Source organism: Agrobacterium sp. 22-209-1 (genome assembly GCF_053522485.1).
Map to the genome: position 1 here is coordinate 361,852 of NZ_JBNWCH010000005.1, position 17,895 is coordinate 379,746.

Genomic DNA, 17,895 nt, shown 5'->3' on the forward strand with positions numbered 1-17,895 from the left:
GATGGGTGAGGCCCTCGCTCCACTGAAACCTGTTCTTCGTATCGATTTTCCGCCCGGAGAGCGATTGGGGCACGGCAAGATCGAATTGATGGAGCGGATTGTCGAGACCGGCTCCATCTCTGCCGCCGGGCGGGCGATGGATATGTCCTATCGTCGCGCATGGCTGCTGGTGGATGCGCTGAACCATATGTTCCGGCAACCGGTTATTGAATCGCAGCGTGGCGGCAAACAGGGCGGCGGTGCGGCGCTGACCGATTTCGGCACTGAGGTTCTGGAGCGTTACCGCGGCATGGAAAAGCGGATGAACGAGGCCTTGCGCGCCGATATCGACTGGCTGGAGGCCAATCGTAATCCCGACGCGGCCCTCAATAGGGATCAAGAGCCGCCGACTTTATGATCGCATGCACTCGTCTTCCGGGTTCCAGCTGCAGCCTCTCGCGTGACAGATCGGTGATGCGCGACTGGATGATGTCGCCGCCGCAATCCACCTGAACCGTGACCATGCCGTCTTCACTGGCTGAGACAGTTGCGACACGACCCTCGAGAATGTTGAGGGCGCTCAAGCCTTCGGGTTTTACGGTTGCCAGCATCACGTCACGCGCCGGTATAAGCACGCGCGCCGGGCTGCCGGATGTTTCCCTTTTGGCCGGAACATGGAGCAGCATGGTCTTTAGCCGCACAGCGGCAAGTCCGTGCCGCGCATCAAAGCTTTCAATGTGCCCGGAAAGAATGCTGCCTGCCTCACGCCGTTCGAGATGCGTGCTGAAATCCGGTCTCGCCAGCACGTCGGCCGCTTTTCCCTGCGCCTCCACCTTGCCGTCCTTCATCACCACGATGCGGTCTGCGAGGCGGGCGACCTCCTGAATAGAGTGGCTGACATAGACAACAGGGATTTTCGTCTCGTCACGCAGCCGTTCGAGATAAGGAATGATCTCGGCTTTCCGCTGCTCGTCCAGCGAGGCGAGCGGTTCGTCCATCAGCAGCAGTCTGGGGGAAGAAAGCAGTGCGCGGCCGATGGCAACGCGCTGTTTTTCGCCGCCCGAGAGTTTGTTTGGACGCCGCTGCAAGAGATGGCCGATGCCGAGCATGTCGATGATATGGTCTTCCTGCGCGACCTTCGTTTTGTCTGCGGTGAACCAGCTACCGTAGTGCAGATTTTGCGCCACGCTGAGATGCGGGAAAAGCCGCGCCTCCTGAAAGACATAACCGAAACGGCGTTTATGGGCCGGCACGAACAGTCGCTTTTCGCTATCGGCCAGCACTTCGCCGTCCAGCAAAACCTGCCCCTCATCCGGTCGCAGCAGGCCGGCAATGATACGGATCATCGAGGTCTTGCCGGAACCGGAGCGTCCAAACAGCGCGGTGACGCCGCCATGCGAGGTGAATGACGCATCGAGTTCGAAGGAGCCGAGGCGATGGCGGGTGGTGACCGAAAGCGTCATTCCATGCTCACCCGTTTGCCGATGATGCGGGCCAGAAACTCTGAGACGAGCAAAGCGAGCATGGAAATCACGACGGAGACAATGGTTAGCCGCAACGCACCGGCATCGCCGCCCGGAACCTGGGTGAAGGTATAGATGGCGGCGGACAAAGTCTGGGTCTCGCCGGGAATATTGGACACGAAGGTGATGGTCGCGCCGAATTCGCCCATGGCCTTGGCGAAAGCCAGGATCATGCCGGCGATGATGCCAGGCAATGTCAGGGGAAGCGTGACAGTGAGGAACACCCAGAACGGGCTTGCCCCCAATGTGCCCGCCGCTTCCTCCAGCTTTCGGTCCACCGCTTCGATGGAGAGCCGGATGGAACGCACCATCAGCGGAAAGGCCATCACGGCGCAGGCGAGCGCCGCCCCGGTCCAGCGGAAGGAAAAGACGATGCCGAACCAGCTATCGAGAAATTGCCCGATCGCGCCCCGGCGGCCGAACAGGACGAGTAGCAGAAAGCCGGTGACGACGGGCGGCAGGATGAGCGGCAGGTGGACGATGCCGTTAAGAAGCGATTTGCCCCAGAAGCGGCCGCGCGCCAGCGCCACGGCAACCGCAATGCCGAAAGGCAGGCTGGCGAGCATGGCGATGGAGGACACCCACAGGCTGAGCCTGATTGCCGTCCATTCTTCAGGGCTGAGTGTCCACCAAGGCAATGCCATATCCTGCAATCGTCATCTCTCGCGGCCAATAGGCTGGGCTCACGAAAGGCAGTTTATTTCAAAACGGTAAAGCCTTGCTTTTCGAAGAAGGGCGTTGCCTTGGCCGATTTCAGGAAATCAAGATAGGCTTTTGCTGCCGGGGACTTGGCTTCCGAAAGAATGGCGACCGGGTAGATGATCGGCGGATGGCTGTCTTCCGGGAAGGCGCCGACGATCTTCACACCTGGATCGGCGGCGGCATCGGTCTGGTAGACGATGCCATAGGGGGCTTCGCCGCGCGAGACGAGCAGCAGCGCGGCACGCACGCTTTCCGCGCCGGCGACCTTTTGTTCGACCGAGGACCAGACCCCGAGTTTTTCCAGAGCGGCCTTGCCGTATTTGCCCGCCGGTACGGAATCGACTGCGCCCATGGCCAGACGGCCGTCGCCCACCAGAGCAGCAAGATCGAAGCCCTGCTTGATCTCGACCGGCTTTGCCTTGTCAGCCGGAGCGACGAGAACGATGCGGTTGCCGAGAAGATTGGAGCGGCTGTCAGCGTTGATCAGCTTCTTTTCGGCGATATAGTCCATCCATGCAAGGTCGGCGGAAATGAAGATATCCGCCGGTGCGCCCTGCTCGATCTGCTTGGCCAGCGCCGAGCTTGCTGCATAAGAAACGGTTGCTTCGTTACCGCTTTCCTTTGCCCATTCGGCATTGATGGCGTCGAGGGCGTTTTTCATGCTCGCGGCGGCAAACACCGTGACTTTTTCGGCTGCATGGGTCGGAACGGCCGCGAGTGAGGCCGCCATCCAGAAGGATGTGGCTGCGGCAATGGTTTTGAGAAAGCTGCGACGCAAAAGTCTCATGGTGTGTTACCCCGTTTCAAAATATTCCTATGAATATATCGATAGGCCTATAGGGCAATCATTGTATTTTCAAGGATATATCGCTGGGGTGGAAAAAAGCCCTTAGCGGGCTGGCTGAATCCTGGTGAGAAGCATAGGGATGAGGGATGGTGAGCGCATCCGATAACGGCGAACGTCGTAATGAAGCATCGGCCCGAACGTTCGTGTCGTGCGTTGGAAGTCCGATCAAAAACGCTCGCCGGCGAAATGGGCGATCTGTGCGCCTGCCTCGTAGTAGGCTTCCTTCAATGCCCGGACAGGCCGCGCTTTCGGCTCCGTCAAAGGCAGCGGCAATTCTGCCTCGGCGATGTCACCGAGAATATGCTGTGCAATGACCTTGCCGAAGGCCGTGCCCGGCGCAATGCCGCGGCCGTTATAGCCCGAGAAGCCGACGACGTTCTCCGCAAATTTGTGAAACCGTGGAACGGCATTGTCCGTCATGCCGATCTGGCCATACCATTCACATTCGAATTCCGTGTCTCCAAGCTGCGGGAAAAGCCGCTTCAGCGATCGTTTTGCCCAGGCACGATGAATGGCGGTGCCGGTGCCGCGTAGCGCACCGACACTGCCGAAAACCAACCGGCCGGCTTTGTCCATGCGGAAGGATGAGAGAATCTCCTTCGTATCCCAGCAACCTTCACGGCCGGGCAGGATGCTCTTTTGCAGGTTGTCGCCGAGCGGTCTCGTCGCGAAATTGAAATAGGGTAGGTAGATCTGTTCATCGCGAACGATCTGCCATGGGCCGGTGCTATAGGCTTCGGTGGCCACAACGATCCAGTTGGCGGTTACAGACCCTTGCGGCGTCTTCACCACCCATTTTCCGTTGCTGCGTTCGGTCGCTACCGCGGGGCTTTCGGTGTGCAGACGTGCACCCGCTTTCCGGGCGGCTGCGGCAAGGCCTCGAACATAAGCGAGCGGCTGTATCGTACCGGCGCGTGTGTCCAGAAGCGCACCGGAATAGGCCGTGCTGCCGGTACGTCTCGCTGTCTCCTCGGCATCAAGAATGCGGACAGGTGCGCCTCTCGCAGCCCATTGTTCGCAGCGCTCGCGGATTTCGGCGAGCCCTTTGTCGCCGACGGCACAATGCAGCGTGCCGTTTTTTTCGATTTCGCAGGGAATCGCGTGTTTCTCCACCAACTCGCGAACGAGGAGGGGCGCATTGCCCAGAAGATCGAGAAGCCGTTCGCCGTAAGTCGAACCCAGCACGCCGGGCAGTTCTTTCGGCATGACCCACATGCCGCCATTGATGAGACCGACATTGCGGCCGGCGCCGCCGAAGCCAATTTCCCTTGCTTCGAGAAGAACGACATCCACACCGCATTCGGCAAGATGAAGGGCGGCGGACTGGCCGGTGAAGCCACCTCCGACAATGACGACATCAGCAACCGTTGCGCCCTCCACGGCGGGCGTTACGGGCGGCTGTGGCGCGGTCTTTTCCCAGAGGCCATGCGAGCGGGGGTCATTATACATCGTTCCACCATGTTCCGGGCCAGTTCATTTGTTCTTCGTATGAGTGACAAGCCCTTGTTTATAGGACTTTACAAGCGGTCTTGCCTGTTGAATATCGACATATCGTCAAGAGTTCATTCCGTGAGGGAATATGGTGCTGCCGCCACGCCGTTTTCTGCCGTCGCTTTCGCTGCTGGCGGCTTTCGAAGCTGCGTCTCGCACGGGCAGCGTCACCGCCGCGGCGAGGGAACTGGGGCTGACGCAGGGTGCGGTCAGCCGCCAAATTCTGGCGCTTGAAGAGCAGCTTGGCGCGGCGCTATTCCTGCGCGAGAGGCAGACGATCCGGCTGACAAGGGCCGGGGAGGGTTATGCAAGGGAAATCCGCGAGGCGTTGCGGCGAATATCGACGGCCTCACTCAACCTGCGCGCCAATCCGGATGGCGGCACGCTCAATCTCGGCATCCTGCCGAGCTTCGGCACGCGCTGGCTGGTGCCGCGTCTTCCCGATTTCATTGCCAGACACCCGGGCGTTTCGGTCAATCTTCTGACGCGATCATCGCTATTCGATTTCCGCACGGACACTGTTGATGCGGCGATCCATTTCGGATTGCCGCATTGGCCGGGCACCGAGCTGGTTTTCCTGATGCATGAAAAGGTCATTCCGGTCTGCAGCCCGGCCTTCAAGGAGCGACACGGACTTTCAAAGCCGGACGATCTGCTGCATGTCCCGTTGCTGCACATGACGACCCGGCCGGACGCCTGGGAACAATGGTTTCGCAGTCATTGCGTCAGTTTCGACAATGTGCATGGCATGCTTTTTGATCAGTTCACGACGATTGCCGAGGCGGCGAGCGCCGGTGTCGGGGCGTCGCTCATTCCGTCCTTCATGATCGAGGAAGAGTTGCGAAGCGGTCGTCTGGTTGCGGCTGTCGCGGGGGAAGTGGAGAGCGAGGAAGCCTATTATCTCGCTTGCATGCCGGATCGCACCGGTTATGCTCCGCTTGAGAGTTTTCGGCGATGGATCGTTTCCGAGGCCGCAATTGGGGCGAACGGCATGCCGGGCCAGTTTTCGGCGTAATCCGGTAACCGGCCTTGCAAGACGGACGCAGCTCAGCCAATAGTGCGCCATGACGCGTGGCACGAGCAGCCATGCACCGAAAGTTCAAATACGGGAGATGTCCGTGAAGCCCATTTTCGTTCAGCTTCAATGTGAGCCCGGCAAGACCTATGATGTCGCCGACGCCATCTACAAAACGGAACTGGTTTCCGAGCTTTATTCCACCAGCGGTGAATATGATCTGTTGCTGAAAATCTATCTGCCGCAGGAAGAGGATATCGGCAAGTTCATCAACCAGAACATCGTCAATATTCCGGGAATCGTGCGCTCGCTGACGACGCTGACGTTTACCGCGTTTTGATGCAGCCTATCTGACGATACATGCGGGCCGCGGGGTAGAGCCCCAGGAGTGCCATTTTGCACGGGGGCCATGCGCCACTTTGATTTTGCTGGAATGTTTTCTGCCTGAGGATGGGGAGCAGGTGGGGTGCCTTTATGCTCTATTCTTCAGGGCAGATTTGGCGATCTGCGGTCAGCGCAATGCAGGCAGCCGGATTATCGCGCAAGACATGCAAGAGAAGAGGCATGCAAGAGAAGAGCGCGCCATCGGACCGCTGTTCGGGGTCCGATATTTGGCGCGGTCGGTTTTTGACGGTTCTGTGAGCGGGCGAAAGTTTTCCCGCATCAGGCGACTGCGGCCAGATTCCGGTTGCGCACGAGATCGCGGATGGCAATCCGCACGTCGTCGGCGCTGTCGAACTTCTGTTCGTCCAGATCGTGAACGTGGAACTTCACCGCGATGAACTTCAGCCGGTCGTTGTCCGGTATGACGATGCCGACGGGTTCGCCAGCGAATTCAATAACTTGCTTTTGCATAGGTATACTCCCGCTGTGGCTTATTTACACAGCATGTTGTCGAACTGATTTTCAGGAAATTGAGACCGTCAGGTCACATTCGACAGCAGCGGGAACACGTGGATTTAAATCCAGCATTCCAGGACTCAAGACCAAGGATTGCGTTGATGTTGATATGTTTTGACATGACACACTCCCTGTATTGGTGTTGGCCCAGAATCAGGAGACTCGTTCTCCAGTTCCACACTGATAATCCAGACCAGCACTAAAATCAATGCTGATTGTTATAGGTAGAATATTTTTCTTTATGATGACAGGAGAGGGGCGGAATTGTGAAATTTTTGTTTTCGGCCGAGGCCGCCACGAAAAGCCCGGTGCAGCGGGCTTTTTATGTTTGTTTTAATTGCCGCCGGTAGCGGGCGGTGGGTAAATATGATCGTTTCCGTTGAAATCGGAAACGGAGTAACAGCCATCGCGGGTCTTTTCGGCCGCATTTCGGCCGATAGCGGCCTTGCCGTGACCGCCGGGAATGTCGAGAACATAGGTCGGCTGGCAGAGCCCGGAGACGTTTCCGCGTAACGCCGAAACGATTCGCTGGCCCTCGTCGATCGTTAGCCGGAAATGGCTGGTGCCGGGCGCAAGATCGGGATGATGCAGATAATAGGGCTTGATACGGGTCTCGACAAAGGCGCGCATCAACTCGGCAAGAACCGCCGGGTCGTCATTGACGCCTTTCAAAAGGACGGTCTGGCTGACCATCGCGATGCCGGCGTCGATCAGGCGCGCCGAGGCGCGCCTTGCGGTTTCGCTGAGTTCACGGGCATGATTCGCGTGCAGGGCCACATAGGTGGTTTTGCCGCTGGCCTTCAGCGCATCGATCAGTGCCACGTCGATACGGTCGGGATCGACCACCGGCACGCGGGTATGGAATCGGACGATCTTCACATGCGGTATGTTTTTCAGGCGCGTCATCAGGTCAGACAGGCGCCGGGGGGAAAGCACCAGCGGATCGCCACCGGTCAGGATGACCTCCCAGATGGCGGGGTTAGCATTTATATAGTCGAATGCGGCGTCAAGCTCAGCCGGGCTCATCATGCCATTGCCCTGCGGTCCGACCATTTCCCGGCGGAAACAGAAGCGGCAATAGACGGGGCAGACGTGCACCGCCTTTAGAAGAACCCGGTCGGGATAACGGTGGACGATGCCGTGGACGGGGCTGTGTGCGTCGTCGCCAATCGGGTCGTCGCGCTCTTCGGGAAGGTGAACGAGTTCGGCCGCGTCCGGTACGAATTGCCGGGCAATGGGATCCTGCGGGTCGCGGCTGTCGATCAGCCCGGCAATCGATGGCGTGATGGCGAGTGCGTAACGCTGCGTCACCGCGCGCAGGTTCTCCAGCGCTTCGGCTTCAATCAGCCCCGCTTCGAGAAGCGCTTCGGGTGTCTTGATGATCTCAAGCCCTGTCATCGTCCATATTCCGCGACTGGGGCCCACATGACGAGATCGATACGGGGGGCGCCTGTCGCCAGCATCACCAGCCGATCGAACCCGAGTGCTATGCCGCTTGCAGGCGGCATGATGGCGAGTGCGGCCAGAAAATCCTCGTCCAGCGGATAGGTCTCGCCGTAAATGCGCTGCTTCTCGGCCATTTCCATTTCGAAACGCCGTCTCTGCTCAGTCGCGTCGGTCAATTCACCAAAGGCGTTGGCGAGTTCAACGCCGCAGGCATATAGCTCGAAACGCTCCGCCACCCGCGCATCCCCAGGGGACTTGCGAGCAAGGGCCGCTTCTGCGGTCGGATATTCGTCAAGAATGGTCGCTCTGCCGAAACCCAGTTCCGGTTCCACCCGTTCCACGATGACACGGCTGAACATATCCGCCCAGGTATCGTCATCGGCCACGCGAATGCCGGCATTGGTGAGGCTCGCGGCAAGATGGCGACTGTCGGTTTCGCCGTTTCGGCTGATGGTGGCCAGCAGGTCCACACCGGCATATCGCTCGAAGGCTTCGGCGACACTTACCCGCTCAGGTTCGAGAAACGGATCGACGCTGCGACCACGATAGGTGAAACTCTTCGCCTTTGCGGTTTCAGCCGCCAGCGCCAGAAGATTGGCGCTGTCCTTCATTAGGCTCTCATAGTTTTCGCCGACTCGATACCACTCCAGCATGGTGAATTCCGGATGGTGCAGAGGGCCTCTTTCCCGGTTTCTGTAAACATGGGCAAAACAGGTGATGCGTTTTTCACCTGCGGCGAGCAGCTTCTTGCAGGCAAATTCGGGAGAAGTGTGAAGATAAAGCGGCGCGGCGTCGCCGGCCGGCGTCAGGCCTTGCGTAGCGAAAGCATGCAGATGAGCCTCGTTGCCGGGGGAAACCTGCAATGTCGCGGTATCGACCTCAAGAAAATCGGCGCTGGCGAAATAGCCGCGAAAGGCCGACTGGATCGCATTGCGCTCAATGAGAAACGCGCGTCGATCCGCGTGGACATCAGGCGTCCACCATGGCGACATTGTCTCTTTGCTTGCGCGCATTCTCAGTTCTTTTCCGTCTTCTCTGCGGCGCTCAATTGCGGATAAATGGCCCGCAAAACGCCTGATCGCATCATTTAAAGCATTTCCGGGCGGAAAACCGCTAGGCACTCTTCCGCGAATTGCTGTAGAAGGCTGGCAATTCGTGCGGATTTAAGGTAGTTGCGCCCCAGAAAAAAGACAAAACGTCTGCCGGGGCCGGTGCTGCCACGCAGTCCTTTACGACGCATTTCATCGAGTTACAAGGAAGTCATATGGTCAAGGTTATCGCCTCATCCGTCCGCAAGGGCAATGTTCTCGACGTGGACGGCAAGCTTTACGTCGTTCTCACTGCGCAGAACTTTCACCCCGGCAAAGGCACGCCGGTCACGCAGGTGGACATGCGCCGCATCGTTGACGGCGTGAAGGTCTCCGAGCGCTGGCGCACCACCGAGCAGGTCGAGCGGGCTTTCGTCGAAGACCTGAACTTCCAGTTCCTTTATGAAGACGGCGAAGGCTTCCACTTCATGAACCCGGAAAACTACGATCAGGTCGTGGTCGATGTCGAGACGATGGGTGACCAGAAGGCCTATCTTCAGGAAGGCATGACCTGCGTTCTTTCCATCCACGAAGGCAATCCGCTGGCCGTTGAACTACCGCGTCACGTCACGTTGGAAATCACGGAAACCGAACCGGTCGTCAAGGGCCAGACGGCGTCTTCTTCCTACAAGCCGGCAATTCTCTCCAATGGCATCCGCACCATGGTGCCGCCGCATATCGATGCCGGTATCCGCGTGGTCATCGCGACCGAAGACAATTCCTACGTCGAGCGCGCCAAGAACTGAGCCTGACGGCCAGTTGAAAAAGCACCGGGCGACCGGTGTTTTTTGTATCACGAACAATAAAAAGCCCGCGTCGAGACGCGGGCTTTTTCTTTGCCTTGCGGCGTGTCTTACATGGCCTTGGCCGCGGTCCGGGTCGGGCCGGGCGCCTTCTTCGGAGCCGTGGTCTGGCCAACGGCGTAACCGCCGCCGAGCGCTACGTTGAGCGAGACGTAGTCCTGCGCGGTCGTTTGGATCGCCGTGGCAAGGTTTGCCTGTGCATCTGAGACCGAGCGCTGAGCATCCAGAACATCGAGCAGAGACGATGCACCGTCACGATAGCTGGCAGTGGAGAGTTGTAGCGCTTCCTGGTAGGAGGCGACGGTCTTTCTCAGAGCGTTGACGGTACGCTGGTCGCGATTGATAGCGGCCAGGGCGTTTTCGACTTCTTCCACCGCATTGAGAACAGTTGCCTTCCAGACGAGATATTGCTCTCGCGCCTGTGAGTTGGCGATGTCGACATTGGCGCGCAGTCTGCCGCCGTCGAGAATCGGAAGAGTTAGGCTCGGACCGAAGGACCAGCTATTGGCCGTTCCTCTAGCGCCGCCGCTCAGGAAATTATAGCTCGGGGTGATCGCACCACCAAGCTCTATGCTTGGATAAAGTTGCGCCTCGGTCACGCCGATCGTGGCGACCGCAGCGGCGAGATTACGTTCAGCGACGCGGATGTCCGGGCGGTTGCGTATCAGGTCGGCCGGAATACCGGTGGGGGGAACTGCCCGCGCAACAGGCTGGCGTGCGCCCTTCTGCAGTTCAGCGATGAGCGACGAGGCCGGCATGCCGAGCAGGGTCGCGATGCGGTGCGCGGCCTTGCGGAAGCTGGTTTCGAGGCCGGGGATCTGCGACAGCGTCGAATTGACCAGACCTTCGGACTGGACGACATCGAGTCGCGAGGCCGCACCGGCTTCGAGCTGCAACTTGGTCAGATCGAGCGTTTCGCGGCGCGAGCCCAGGTTCTGGCGAGCGATCTCCAGACGTTCCTGATAGTAGCGCACGTCGATATAGGCGGCGGCGACGGCTGAAATCAGCGTCAGGCGCTGAACGTCGACCGTGGAGTAAGCGGCATCGAGCGATGCATTGGCGCTTTCGGTGGCGCGGCGGTAACGGCCGAAGAGGTCTAGGAACCAGGAAACGCTGAGGCCGCCCGACGACACGTTCGTGACGGGAACATCTCGATAGCTGCCCTTGGTCTCGCTGGTCGAGTGGCTGCCGCTTGCCGTCAGGCTTGGCAGGCCGCCAGCGCCGTCCACGATCACCTGTGCCTGCGCCTGATTGATGCGCTCGATCGCCTGCATCACGGTCAGGTTCTGACTGAGGCCCGTGGAAACGTAACCATTGAGGCGGCTATCGTTAAAGGCCGTCCACCACGCAACGCTGCTGATGTCGCCATTACTGGTTTTTCCGGCTTCCGCAAACTTTCCCGGCAATTGAATTTCCGGCGTTTTGTGGTCGGGCCCGACGACGCAGCCTGAGAGCAGCAGCATTGTCAGGGGAAGAGTAGCGCGAATAGACAGCATGTAATTTTCCCAATTCTTAGGTTGGCTTACCGAGCGCGGCTTGCTGACAAACGGGCTGCGCGGTCGATATGCCCTAGAAACGTGCATTAGCCAAATCGGCAACATTTCTAGCAGCGTATTAACGGTTGGCACAGCCCATTTTTGTTTTGTTAACGCCTTGAAAGGCGGCGAATGATGACGAAAAAGGACGGAACGAAGAAAATTCCGAGCAGTGTTGCAGAAAGCATACCACCCAGAACCCCGATTCCGATTGCATTTTGCGCGGCGGAACCCGCTCCAGTTGCGATTGCCAGAGGTACGACACCCAGGATGAAAGCCAGCGACGTCATGATGATCGGACGCAGGCGCAGCTTGGCTGCCTCCAGCGCCGCTTCCACAAGACTTAACCCGTGCTCCTGCCTCTCCTTGGCGAACTCGACGATCAGGATCGCGTTTTTCGCCGCGAGACCGATAGTCGTCAGCAGGCCCACCTTGAAGTAAACGTCATTCGTCTGGCCGAAGAAATGGGCCGCAGTCAAAGCGCCGAGGACACCCACCGGAACGGCCAGAATGACCGAGAAGGGGATCGACCAGCTTTCATAGAGAGCGGCAAGGCAAAGGAACACGATCAGTACCGACAACGCATAGAGCATCGGCGCCTGAGAGCCGGAAAGGCGTTCCTGATAGGAAATGCCCTGCCACGCCACCGTGTAGCCGCCCGGCAGGCTCGCCGTCAGCCGTTCCATCTCGTCCATGGCGTCACCGGATGCAACGCCTGCACCGGCGGTGCCTTCGAGCGAGATGGCGCCCGTGCCGTTGAAGCGGGCGAGAGACGGAGGCGCATTGATCCATTTCACTTCGCTGAAGGAAGAGAAAGGCACCATTTCGCCATTGGTATTGCGGGCGTACCAGAACTTGAGGTCGTCCGGCTGCATGCGATAGGGCGCATCACCCTGAACATAGACCGGCTTCAGCTCGCCGTTGAGCGTGAAGTCGTTGACATCCCGGCCGGCAAAGATCGTCGACAGCATGAGGTTCACTGAGGACAGATCGACCCCCATGGCTCCCATCTTTTCCTGATCGAGAACGATCTTCATCTGCGTTTCATTGTCCTGGTTGCCGCTTCTGAGCGAGCTGACCTTCGGATTGCTGGTCGCCAGCGCGATCAGTTCCTTGGACGTGGCGGTTAGTGCCTCGGTGCCGTTGCGGCCGCTATCCACGAGATACATCGAGAAACCGCTCGATGTGCCCATGCCCTGAATGGCCGGAGGCAGAAGCGGGAAGACCTGCGCATCGCGGAAACCGAAGAAGGTGCCCATGGCGCGCTGAACGATGGCACCGGCATGTTGATCCGGCGCCGTGCGTTCTTCGAAATCCTTGAGCTTGGTGAAAACGATGGCGTTGTTCTGGCCAGAACCGCTGAAGCTGAAGCCGAGCACGCCGAAGACCGATTCGACATTGGCGGCTTCCTTTTCGCGGAAGTAGTTTTCAACCTGCTTCACCACCTCGTTGGTGCGTTCGATGTTCGAACCGGTCGGGGTTTGAATGATCGTCAGAAGAACACCCTGGTCTTCCTGCGGCAGGAACGAGCTAGGCAGCTTGCTGAAGAACCAGACGCAGCCTCCGATAACGACCGCGAAAATGATCATCACGCGCAGCGGACGCTTCAGCAGATAGCCGATGGAGGACACATAACCGTCCGTCGTTTTGCCGAAGCCGCGGTTGAACCAGGCGCCCGGTCCGCGCTGCTTCTTGTGATGGTCGATCGGTTTCAGCATCGTGGCGCAAAGCGCCGGTGTCAGAACGATGGCGACCACAGCCGACAGCAGCATAGCTGACACGATGGTGATCGAGAACTGGCGATAGATGATGCCGGTCGATCCGCCGAAAAAGGCCATCGGAATGAACACGGCGGTCAGCACGAGTGCGATACCAACGATAGCACCGGTGATCTCGCCCATCGACTTCTCCGTCGCCTCAACCGGCGACAGGCCTTCTTCCGACATGATACGTTCGACGTTTTCGACGACGACGATGGCGTCGTCCACGAGAAGGCCGATGGCAAGCACCATGGCGAACATGGTCAGCGTGTTGATCGAATAACCTGTCAACGCAAGCACGCCGAATGTGCCCAAGAGAACCACCGGCACGGCGATCATCGGGATGAAGGTGGCTCTGAGGTTTTGCAGGAATACCAGAAGTACCACGAAGACGAGAATGATCGCCTCGATCAGCGTGTGCACCACTTTCTCGATCGACAGTTTCACGAAGGGCGTGGTGTCATAGGGATATTCAATCGAAACCCCCTCGGGCAACGAACCCTCGACATTCGTCAGGGCCGCTTTCACGCGTGCCGCCGTATCGAGCGCGTTGGCGCCTGTGGCAAGGTTGACTGCGAAACCGGCGGACGGACGGCCGTTGGAGCGGGAATCGCCGCCATAGGTTTCCTGGCCGATTTCGATGCGCGCCACGTCGCTGAGGCGAACGGTAGCGCCATCCTTCTCGACTTTGAGAATGACCTTCTCGAAATCGGCGACGGTGGTGAGCTGGCTCTGCGCCGTTACCGTCACGTTGAGCTGCTGGCCCTTGACGGCCGGTACCGCGCCGAGCGAGCCGACCGAAACCTGGGTGTTCTGGCTCTGGATGGCGCTGGTGACGTCGGCCGTGGTCAGCTGGTATTTGTTGAGCTTGAACGGATCCAGCCAGATGCGCATCGCATATTCAGAACCGAAGACGTTGATGCTGCCCACACCCTCAAGACGCTTGATCTGGTCCTCGACACGCGAGGAGAACACGTCGCCGAGATCGGCCGAGTTGCGTTTGCCGTCGGTCGAGATCAGCGCCCCGACCATCAGAATGCTCGATGTCGAGCGGCTGACCTGGATACCCTGCTGCTGCACGGTATCGGGCAATTGCGACTGGACAAGCTGCAATTTGTTCTGCACCTGAACCTGCGCAATGTCAGGCAGAATGCTGTTGCCGAAGGTCAGCGTCACTTCGGCGCTGCCCGTTGAGGACGACGATGTCATATAGGTGAGGTCATCGAGGCCGGTCATGCCGTCCTCAATGATGGTCGTCACCGATTTTTCGACGGTTTCGGCGCTGGCTCCGTTATAAGTCGCGCTGACGCGAACCGTCGTCGGCGCAATATCCGGGTACTGCGAAATGGACAATGTCCAGATCGCGAGGGCGCCGCCCAGCATGATGACGATGGCGATAACCCATGCAAACACGGGGCGCCGGATGAAGAAATGGGCCATGGCAGTCCTGCCTTACCTTTTACGAGCTTCGACCGAGGGTTTCGTGCTCATGCTTATTTCGTGGGGGCGGCGGCAGGCGGAGCTTGCTGCGGCAGAACGACGATACCGCGATCGTCGATGGTCACTTCAACCGGTGCGACAGTCGCGCCCTCGGCAATCCACTGGAAGCCGTCGACGATGAGCTTGTCGCCATCCTTGACGTTTTCCGTCACCAGCCAGGCATTGCCCGACTGCTGACTGGACGGGAAGGTGCGGGTTTCCACCTTGTTTTCCGCCGTCACGAACTTCGCCGTCAGTTCGCCACTGGCGTTGCGGCTCGCGGCGCGCTGCGGAATGCGGAAGCCTTTTTCCTTGCCGATGGTCAACGTGGCGCGAACATAGGTGCCGGGAAGCAGGAGATCGTCCGGGTTCTCGAACAGGGCGCGGATGGAGAAGGTGCCGGTGGTTTCGCTCACCGCCATGTCGGACATGTCGATCTTGCCGTCATGCTTGTATTCGGTGCCGTCTTCCAGCGTCAGGTGAATACCGGTCTCCTTCGTGTCGCCGCCGAGCTGGCCCGACGAGATTGCCTTTTTCAGACGCAGAAGATTGATGCTGGATTCCATCAGGTCGATATAGATCGGATCGATGCGGCGCAGCGTCGTCAAAGCCGTCGTCTGGTTGGCCGTCACCACGTTGCCGATGCTGAAGGCTGTTGCGCTGGTGATGCCGTCGAAGGGGGCGCGGACCTTGGTGAGATCGAGGTTGATTTCCGCCGTTTCCAGCGCAGCCTTGGTCTGCGCCACATCGGCTTGCGCCTGCAGCAGCGTCACCTTGGCGTTCTCATATTCGATCTGCGTCGCGCCGCTGTTGACCAGACGTTCGTAACGGGCAAGGTTCGCCTCGGCGCTCGGAACGCTTGCTTCCGCCTTCGCCACGCTCGCCTTGGCCTGCGCCACTTCTGCCAGATAGGTATTGTCCTCGATCTGGTAGAGAACATCGCCCTGCTTGACCTCGCTGCCTTCCTTGAAGGGAATTTCGCGGATGATGCCGGTGACGCGCGGGCGGATTTCCGCTGTCTGGAACGCGCTGGCGCGACCGGGCAGGACCGTGGTCAAGGGGTATTCCCCGGTCTTCATCAGGATGACGCTGACCGGAGACGGCGGACGCTCCGTATTCTGGGCGGCGTTCTGGCTGCTCTCGCCGCCATCACTGCAACCCGCCAGAAGGGCGGTTACACACAGAGAAGCAAATAGGGGCAAAATACGTCGGCTCATTGTTCTTCCCTGCGTATCGATCGCATTCAACTATAAGCGCAATGTCGCTCGGCGGATGCGCGTCCGGAAACAGACACAAAAGGCGAAGGCCTTGGAAGTGACCCTTTTCGCTCATTCTGTCCGGACCGCCACGCCCATAGAAGCGCAGGCTTATGCGCTTCGCAAGCAATTGCGAGAAGGTGACGTAAATTGGGAATCGTCACTTAGCAAGCGGATTGCGCAACCCCGCATCGATTAAATCGACGAGTTGATCGCAACGTGTTGCTAAATTGCCGATATCTTCCCGTGCCAGGAGGACGGGATGGATTACGCTTGTAAGCGCGTGGAGCACGGTGTTCGCCAGGGGCGGAATGTCGGCGGGGGCATAGATTCCCGCAGCGACACCGTCCCGGATAATGTCGGCCAGAAGGTTTGCAATGACGGATTTGTAATAGTCGCCGCATTTCATGTCCTGCTTTGCCGTCATCAGGATCATTTCGAATATGTAGGGATTGTCGTTTAAATCCCGGTGGTGCTGTTCCATCAGGGTGCGTGTTAGATGGCGCAGTCTCGAAAGCGGCGCGTGGCTTTTATCCAGCGGCTTGATGTCCCGTTCGAACGCGCCGATCTGCTCGAAAGCGATCGCATCAACGAGTGCGTTCTTGGAACTGAAATTCTTGAAGACATTCGCAGGCGACATGCCGAGCGCCGCGGCGATATCCGCAATCGCCACCGCATTGAAACCGCGCTGGCGGAAAAGCTCCTCGGCTTTGGCGAGAATGTCCCGCCGGGTTTCCTCGGCGGAACGACGAGGCCGGCGCCGCACGGGAAGGTCATTCTTCCTGTCGCCCTTTCTCGCCTGTTCGATCGTTTTGCTCACGGGTCAGACTCCGGGGAAGAACGGCTCCAGATTCCGGCGTACCCTTGCAAGCGGCGTTTCGCCGCTATCGTCGGGAACGAAGCGCTGTCCGGTGATGCGTTCATAAGCATCAATATAAACCTTGGAGGTCTGCAGGACGAGATCCTGCGGAATTTCGGGAACGTCGTCCTTATAAGGGTCGCAGCGTTCGGCGACCCAGGCTCTTACGAAATCCTTGTCGAAGCTTGCCGGCCGCGTTCCGTTGCGGAAACTTTCCTCGTAGCTGTCAGCCATCCAATAGCGGCTGCTGTCCGGCGTATGGATTTCGTCAGCCAGGATGATCGTACCGTTCTCGTCCGTCCCAAATTCATATTTTGTGTCGACGAGAATGAGCCCCTGCTTTGCGGCAATTTCCTGCCCACGCTGGAACAGCGCCAAGGCGTAACGGGAAAGCGTGTCCCATTGCTCCTGCGTCAACAGTTTCTTCCCGACGATCTCTGCGGGCGTCAGCGGTTCGTCGTGGCCGCCATCGAATGCTTTGCTCGTTGGTGTGATCACCGGTTCGGGCAAAATCTGGTTGTCCTTCATTCCATCAGGCAGGCTCATGCCATACATCTGCCTTTCACCCTTCTTATAAAGGGTAAGGATCGAGGTGCCCGTCGTGCCGGCCAGATATCCTCGAACCACGACTTCGACCGGCAATATGTCGAGCCTCTTGCCGATAACGACATTCGGATCGGGATAGCTGACCACATGGTTGGGGCAGATATCCTTGGTATGCTCGAACCAGTAGCGCGCCGTCTGGGTGAGCACCTGTCCCTTATAAGGGATGCATGTGAGGATACGGTCGAAGGCGCTCAGGCGGTCGGTGGATATGATGATGCGGTTACCGTCGGGCAGGTCGTAGTTTTCCCGGACCTTGCCGCGGTAGTAATTCGGCAGCTCGGGAATGACGGCTTCATCAAGAATGCGCACGGGCTCTCCAATTCTTGGCTTTATAGGGACGTTGGACGCCCCGATCTGACTGAAACTCCTGTCCGTTCCTATTGCATGTTTCCCGAAGCAGGGCCAGTCGGCAGGTAAAGGAGGCCGCTGGACCCTGTTTATTAGATGAAACTCAAAACTATCATTAAATAACAATAACTTACGAAAAATGTCAGTTTTTTGACGATGGGTGTGTTGACTTGTTTGGTGAGGTTCTCTTATAAGTCCGCTCACTGAACGAGGGCGGCGGCGCTGCTGGCGACGAAGTCTTTCGTTCTAAGAAAATCA

16 protein-coding genes are annotated in these 17,895 nt (G+C 58.6%); 4 read left to right on the forward strand and 12 right to left on the reverse strand.

Going from position 1 to position 17,895, the window contains the following annotated elements; genetic code table 11:
- The first annotated feature begins 1 nt into the window (after nt 1).
- Nucleotides 2–397: a winged helix-turn-helix domain-containing protein gene (locus ACQZ48_RS14635; RefSeq protein ID WP_191217259.1), complete on the forward strand. Its 396-nt coding sequence runs from the start codon at nt 2–4 to the stop codon at nt 395–397.
- Here the strand turns inward: ACQZ48_RS14635 and modC are convergent.
- The 4 genes from modC to ACQZ48_RS14655 form a co-directional block, all read right to left on the reverse strand.
- Nucleotides 366–1,442, reverse strand: a complete 1,077-nt coding sequence (modC, locus tag ACQZ48_RS14640; RefSeq protein WP_191217260.1) for a molybdenum ABC transporter ATP-binding protein — start codon at nt 1,440–1,442, stop codon at nt 366–368. The genes ACQZ48_RS14635 and modC overlap by 32 nt on opposite strands.
- Nucleotides 1,439–2,146 carry a molybdate ABC transporter permease subunit gene (modB, locus tag ACQZ48_RS14645; RefSeq protein WP_137412224.1) on the reverse strand — a complete coding sequence of 236 codons (708 nt, stop codon included), beginning with the start codon at nt 2,144–2,146 and terminating at the stop codon, nt 1,439–1,441. Before modB ends, modC begins: the two co-directional genes overlap by 4 nt.
- A 53-nt stretch (nt 2,147–2,199) precedes the next feature.
- Nucleotides 2,200–2,991 carry a molybdate ABC transporter substrate-binding protein gene (gene modA / locus ACQZ48_RS14650; RefSeq protein ID WP_191217261.1) on the reverse strand — a complete coding sequence of 264 codons (792 nt, stop codon included), beginning with the start codon at nt 2,989–2,991 and terminating at the stop codon, nt 2,200–2,202.
- 225 nt (nt 2,992–3,216) lie between these two features.
- Entirely contained in the window at nt 3,217–4,500 is a 1,284-nt protein-coding gene (locus ACQZ48_RS14655; RefSeq protein ID WP_448728918.1) for an NAD(P)/FAD-dependent oxidoreductase, read from the reverse strand.
- 130 nt (nt 4,501–4,630) lie between these two features.
- Between ACQZ48_RS14655 and ACQZ48_RS14660 the strand changes: the two genes are divergently transcribed.
- Together ACQZ48_RS14660 and ACQZ48_RS14665 are read left to right on the forward strand one after the other, a co-directional pair.
- Complete coding sequence (locus ACQZ48_RS14660; RefSeq protein WP_191217262.1) at nt 4,631–5,557, forward strand: LysR family transcriptional regulator; 927 nt, start codon at nt 4,631–4,633, stop codon at nt 5,555–5,557.
- Between the two features lie 103 nt (nt 5,558–5,660).
- Complete coding sequence (locus ACQZ48_RS14665) at nt 5,661–5,897, forward strand: Lrp/AsnC ligand binding domain-containing protein (protein WP_003521320.1); 237 nt, start codon at nt 5,661–5,663, stop codon at nt 5,895–5,897.
- Between the two features lie 323 nt (nt 5,898–6,220).
- On the opposite strand, the gene ACQZ48_RS14670 is transcribed toward ACQZ48_RS14665, so the two are convergent.
- From ACQZ48_RS14670 to epmA, 3 genes are all read right to left on the reverse strand, one after another.
- A complete protein-coding gene (locus ACQZ48_RS14670) occupies nt 6,221–6,412 on the reverse strand; it encodes a hypothetical protein (RefSeq protein ID WP_003492264.1) in 192 nt (63 codons plus the stop codon).
- Nucleotides 6,413–6,790: 378 nt separating this feature from the next.
- The gene (locus ACQZ48_RS14675) at nt 6,791–7,855 is read right to left on the reverse strand and encodes a lysine-2,3-aminomutase-like protein (protein ID WP_137412220.1); all 1,065 of its coding nucleotides are present in this window, start codon (nt 7,853–7,855) and stop codon (nt 6,791–6,793) included.
- Nucleotides 7,852–8,916, reverse strand: a complete 1,065-nt coding sequence (epmA, locus tag ACQZ48_RS14680) for an EF-P lysine aminoacylase EpmA (RefSeq protein WP_142913020.1) — start codon at nt 8,914–8,916, stop codon at nt 7,852–7,854. The genes ACQZ48_RS14675 and epmA overlap by 4 nt, the downstream gene beginning before the upstream one ends.
- A gap of 251 nt (nt 8,917–9,167) precedes the next feature.
- On the opposite strand from epmA, the gene efp reads away from it, so the two are divergent.
- A complete protein-coding gene (gene efp / locus ACQZ48_RS14685; protein ID WP_065114199.1) occupies nt 9,168–9,737 on the forward strand; it encodes an elongation factor P in 570 nt (189 codons plus the stop codon).
- Between the two features lie 107 nt (nt 9,738–9,844).
- Here efp and ACQZ48_RS14690 read toward each other — a convergent pair whose 3' ends face one another.
- From ACQZ48_RS14690 to ACQZ48_RS14710, 5 genes are all read right to left on the reverse strand, one after another.
- On the reverse strand, nt 9,845–11,290 hold the full coding sequence (locus ACQZ48_RS14690; RefSeq protein ID WP_137412218.1) for an efflux transporter outer membrane subunit: 1,446 nt from the start codon (nt 11,288–11,290) through the stop codon (nt 9,845–9,847).
- Nucleotides 11,291–11,439: 149 nt separating this feature from the next.
- Nucleotides 11,440–14,529 (reverse strand): efflux RND transporter permease subunit, encoded by a 3,090-nt coding sequence (locus ACQZ48_RS14695; RefSeq protein WP_137412217.1) that lies wholly within the window; start codon nt 14,527–14,529, stop codon nt 11,440–11,442.
- 53 nt (nt 14,530–14,582) lie between these two features.
- Entirely contained in the window at nt 14,583–15,785 is a 1,203-nt protein-coding gene (locus ACQZ48_RS14700; RefSeq protein ID WP_077985574.1) for an efflux RND transporter periplasmic adaptor subunit, read from the reverse strand.
- A gap of 199 nt (nt 15,786–15,984) precedes the next feature.
- Nucleotides 15,985–16,644: a TetR/AcrR family transcriptional regulator gene (locus ACQZ48_RS14705; protein WP_137412216.1), complete on the reverse strand. Its 660-nt coding sequence runs from the start codon at nt 16,642–16,644 to the stop codon at nt 15,985–15,987.
- 3 nt (nt 16,645–16,647) lie between these two features.
- Nucleotides 16,648–17,598: a phosphoribosylaminoimidazolesuccinocarboxamide synthase gene (locus ACQZ48_RS14710; RefSeq protein ID WP_077985576.1), complete on the reverse strand. Its 951-nt coding sequence runs from the start codon at nt 17,596–17,598 to the stop codon at nt 16,648–16,650.
- Between the last annotated feature and the right edge of the window lie 297 nt (nt 17,599–17,895).